Raw genomic sequence first — 4,177 nt, forward strand, 5'->3', positions numbered from 1 at the left:
GGCTCGTGCGCGGTGGTGCAGATGAGCAGCATGGGCGGCCGCTTCAGCTTCCCCGGCGTGGGCGCCTACTCGGCCACCAAGTTCGCGCTGGTCCCCCGGCTTGCGCACGCCCGCCGGGCAGGCGAAGTGGGCGGAGCCGACGTGCTGGATGTACTCGTTGAGCTTGTCGCTCGCCGCGAGGCGGGTCTGCAGCGGAACGAAGGCCTTGCGGGTGTCGCGCTGGTAGGCGAGGAAGAACAGCCCGGCGTCCAGGCGGCCGAGGCCGTCGGTGCCGTCGGTGAAGGAGAAGCCGCGGCGCAGGATCATCAGGCCGTCGTTGGCGTCCGGGTGGGCGAGCGCGACGTGCGAGGTCGCGGGCATCGCCTTGAGGTCCGGCGCGTCGTGCTCCTTGCCCTTGCCGTAGGGGGCGCCCTCGCCCTTGGTGCGGCCGAAGGTGTCCTCCTGGTCCTTGAGCGAGGCGCGGTCCCAGGTCTCGATGTGCATCCGGATCCGCCGGGCGACCAGGTAGGAGCCGCCGGTCATCCATTCCGGGCCGTCGCCGGGCGCGGCCCAGACGTGGTCGGCCAGCTTCCCGGTGTCGGTGCCCGCGATGTTGTGGGTGCCGTCCTTGAACCCCATCAGGTTGCGCGGGGTCTGCTCGTCCGGGGTGGTCGAGGAGGTCTTGCCGAAGCCCAGCTGCGACCAGCGGATGTTGACGGTGCCCATGCCGATCCGGGCCAGGTTGCGGATCGCGTGCACGGCGACCTGCGGGTCGTCGGCGCAGGCCTGGACGCAGAGGTCGCCGCCGCTGCGGGTCGGGTCGAGCTTGTCGCCCTTGAAGTTCGGCAGGTCGATCAGGGCCTCGGGGCGCTTGGCCCGGAGGCCGAAGCGGTCCACGCCGTCCTTCTCGAACAGGCTCGGGCCGAAGCCGATGGTCAGGGTGAGCCGGGAGGCGGGCAGGCCGAGGGCCTCGCCGGTGTCGTCCGGCGGCGCCTCCGGCGAGCCGGGCACCGCGCCGGTGCCGACCTCGCGGCCGCCGGTCATCGCGGCGGCCGCCTTGGTCCACTCCTTGAGCAGCTTGACCAGGGACTCCCGGGTGGCCTTCTCCGAGACGTCGAAGGCGGCGAAGTGCAGCCGGTCCTGGACCGGGGTGGAGATGCCCGCCTGGTGCTCGCCGTAGAACGGCAGCTCGGCGCCGACCGGGGCGGCGACCGGGACGGCGTCGTCCTGCCGGGTGGCGGCCGCCACCGAGCCGACGGCGGCGGCGCCGAGCGCGACGCCCGCGCCGGCCCAGCCGATGACGGCGCGTCGGCTGACCGCGCTCCTGGTGCCGGCGGCGTCGGCGGTGGCCGGCGTCCCGTTCTGCTGCTCGTTCTCCGCGTCCATCGGCGGGCGGGCCCTTCTACTGTGCTGGACTGTGCGCTGACCCACGGAGGCCGTGGGACCCGGATCGCGGGCCGCCACGGCGTCGGCGGGGTACTTCGGGTGGGGTGGCCGGTTACTTGACGACCACGGCGGCGGCCAGCTTCGACAGCGGCTCGCCCAGCGAGTTGACCGCGTCGGAGAAGGCCTTGCGCTCGGTCTCGGTGACCTTGTCGTAGGAGGTGAAGGTGCCGTCGGCCTGCTTGTACTTGGCCAGCAGGGCGTTGATGGCGGCGAACTCGGAGTCCAGCGTCTTCGCGAGCTCCGCGTCCTTCTCGGAGGCGACCGGCTTCAGCAGCTCGTAGGCCTTCTGCGCGCCCTCGACGTTGGCCTGGAAGTCGGCCAGGTCGGTGTGGCTGTAGCGGTCCTCCTCACCGGTGATCTTGTTGGTGGCGACCTCGTCCAGCAGCTCCTTGGCGCCGTTGGCCATGCTGGTCGCGGTGATCTCGGCCTCGGGGATCTTCTTCTGCCAGTCCTTGAGGTCGGCGACCAGCTGGTCGGCGAGCTTCTTCTCGTCGTCGCCGATCTTCGCGTCGGCCCAGAGCGACTTCTCCAGCTTGTGCCAGCCGGTCCACTCCTGGCCCTGCTCCAGCTTGTCCTCGCGGGTGTCGGTCTTCGGGTCGACGTCGCCGAAGCTCTCGGCGACCGGCTCGGTGCGCTCCCAGCCGGTGCGCGAGGGCGCGTACAGCGACTTGGCCTTCTCCAGGTCGCCGGACTTGATCGCGGCGGCGAAGGCCTCGACGGCCGGGATGGTGGCGTCGGCCTGCTCCTGGGCGTACGTGCGGTAGGCGGTGACGGCGGCGGCCAGGCGCGGGTCGGCCGGCGCGGCGCTGCCGCCCTCGCCGGTGACGGTGATCTTCTGGCGGATGCCGTCGCCGACCATGCCGGGCTTGCAGGCGATCTCGTACGAGCCGGCCTTGATCTCGGCGTTGATGCTGGCCTTGGTGCCGGGGCCGATGTTCTCGCGCTCGGTGACGATCTTGTCGCCGTCGCCGTAGACGTAGACCTCGGTGGTCTTGGAGCCCTTGTTGCTGATGTCCAGCACGACGTGGCCGGCCGGGAAGCTGGTCCTGGAGACCTCGCAGGCGGTGTCGGTCGCGTTCACCGTGACCGCGCCGGAGGAGGCCGCCTTGTCGTCCTTCTTGGACGCGCAGCCGGCCAGGGTTGCGGTCGCCACGGCGAGGGTGAGCAGCGCGGCTGCGGTGGAACGGCGACGGGCGGACATGCGGGCTCCAACGGAAAAGGGCATGGGTGTGCCATGGCAGTGCGGGCGGCTGGGGGCCAGCCGACCATCATTAGCTAAGGCATACCTTACGTAAAGACGATTTTTCGTCTACACCCACCCCCTGAACCGTTACCTTCCCGGTGTCCGGCGGGCGGCCGCCCGGGCCGTCCAGCGGCCCTCGTGGCGGCTGATCCTGATCGGGTGCCCGAAGGTCTCGCTGATCAGCTCCGTCGTCATCACCTCCGCCACCGGCCCGGCCGCGACGCACTCGCCGCCGCGCAGCAGCAGGGCGTGGGTGGTGCTCTCCGGCAGCTCCTCCAGGTGGTGGGTGACCAGCACGCTGGCCAGCTCCGGATGCTGGTGGCGCAGCAGGTCCAGACTGTCCAGCAGCAGTTCGCGGGCGGTCAGGTCCAGCCCGGTGGCGGGCTCGTCGAGCAGCAGCAGCCGGGGGCTGGGCATCAGCGCACGGGCGATCAGGGCCCGGCCGCGCTCGCCCTGGGACAGCGTCGTCCACGCGGCGTCGGCCATCGCGCGCATCCCGAGCGTGTCGATCAGCCGCTCGGCCCGCTCCAGCGCCTCCGGGGCCGGCTTGCGGTGGAACTCCGGCTCGATGGTGTTGGTGTGCCCGGTGAGCACCACCTCGCGCACGGTCAGCGGTGAACGCAGCGGGTGGCGCGGGTTGACGTGCCCGAGGTGGGCGCGCAGCTCGCGGACGTCCACCCGGCCGAGCCGGCGGCCGAGCACGTCCACCTCGCCGCGGGTGGGGTGGGAGACCGCGCCGAGCAGCGCGAGCAGGGTGGACTTGCCCGCGCCGTTCGGACCGAGCAGCGCCCAGTGCTCGCCCGGCCGGATCTCCAGGGTGATCCCGCGCAGCAGGTGGCGGCCGTCGCGCACGACGTCCACGTCCCGGGTGCGCAGCAGCGGCCCGGCGAAGTCGGGGGCGGATGAATTCATGGGACTCCGATCGCGGCGCCGGGCAGGGTGCGGGCGGGGCGCCGCACCGGACGGGCCGGCGCCGTCCGTCCGCGTGCAGAGTACAACCGTCGGCCGTGGACGGGCCCGGACGTCCGAGGGGTGGACGCGCCAGAACCCTGTTGTCCGGAGGGAGTTGGGAGGAGGATCGTGCCTCCGAGGGGAAGCGGGGACGAGGGGGACGAGGATGACCGGGGAGCGGGTCGACACCCTGCACGCGCTGGTCGAACGGCAGGCCCGGCTGGCGCCCGAGGCGGTGGCCGTGCGCTGCGGCCGGCGGGAGCTGAGCTACGGGGAGCTGGACGCGCGGGCCGGGCGGCTGGCCGCGGTGCTGGCGGAGCGGGGCCTGGCCCCGGGCGGCCGGGCGGCGGTCGCGCTCGGCCGGGGCACCGAGGTGTACGTGGCGCTGCTGGCCGTGCTGAAGGCGGGCGCGGCGTTCGTACCGCTGGAACCGGCCGCGCCGGACGCACTGCTGCGGCACGTGCTCGCGGACGCCGCACCGGACCTGGTGGTCACCGAGGAGTGCCACCGGGTACGGCTGGCGGACGCCGGCGGGGCCCGGCTGGTCTGCGTCGACAC

Annotated in this window: 4 protein-coding genes; 1 reads left to right on the forward strand and 3 read right to left on the reverse strand. The window is 72.9% G+C overall.

The genetic code is table 11. The features are described from left to right. From efeB to ACIQOV_RS30370, 3 genes are all read right to left on the reverse strand, one after another. Positions 1-1,365, reverse strand: a 1,365-nt coding sequence (gene efeB / locus ACIQOV_RS30360) for an iron uptake transporter deferrochelatase/peroxidase subunit (RefSeq protein WP_401053808.1), incomplete at its 3' end; no start/stop codon positions are given. A 112-nt stretch (positions 1,366-1,477) separates the two neighbouring features. Further along, complete coding sequence (gene efeO / locus ACIQOV_RS30365; protein WP_380549259.1) at positions 1,478-2,626, reverse strand: iron uptake system protein EfeO; 1,149 nt, start codon at positions 2,624-2,626, stop codon at positions 1,478-1,480. Positions 2,627-2,755: 129 nt separating this feature from the next. Then, the gene (locus tag ACIQOV_RS30370) at positions 2,756-3,580 is read right to left on the reverse strand and encodes an ABC transporter ATP-binding protein (protein WP_380549262.1); all 825 of its coding nucleotides are present in this window, start codon (positions 3,578-3,580) and stop codon (positions 2,756-2,758) included. A gap of 205 nt (positions 3,581-3,785) precedes the next feature. Here ACIQOV_RS30370 and ACIQOV_RS30375 point away from each other — a divergent pair. Then, positions 3,786-4,177: AMP-binding protein (locus tag ACIQOV_RS30375; RefSeq protein ID WP_401053806.1), on the forward strand; the 392-nt coding region annotated here is incomplete at its 3' end.

Source organism: Kitasatospora sp. NPDC091257 (assembly GCF_044757675.1).
Taxonomy (GTDB): domain Bacteria; phylum Actinomycetota; class Actinomycetes; order Streptomycetales; family Streptomycetaceae; genus Kitasatospora; species Kitasatospora lactacystinica.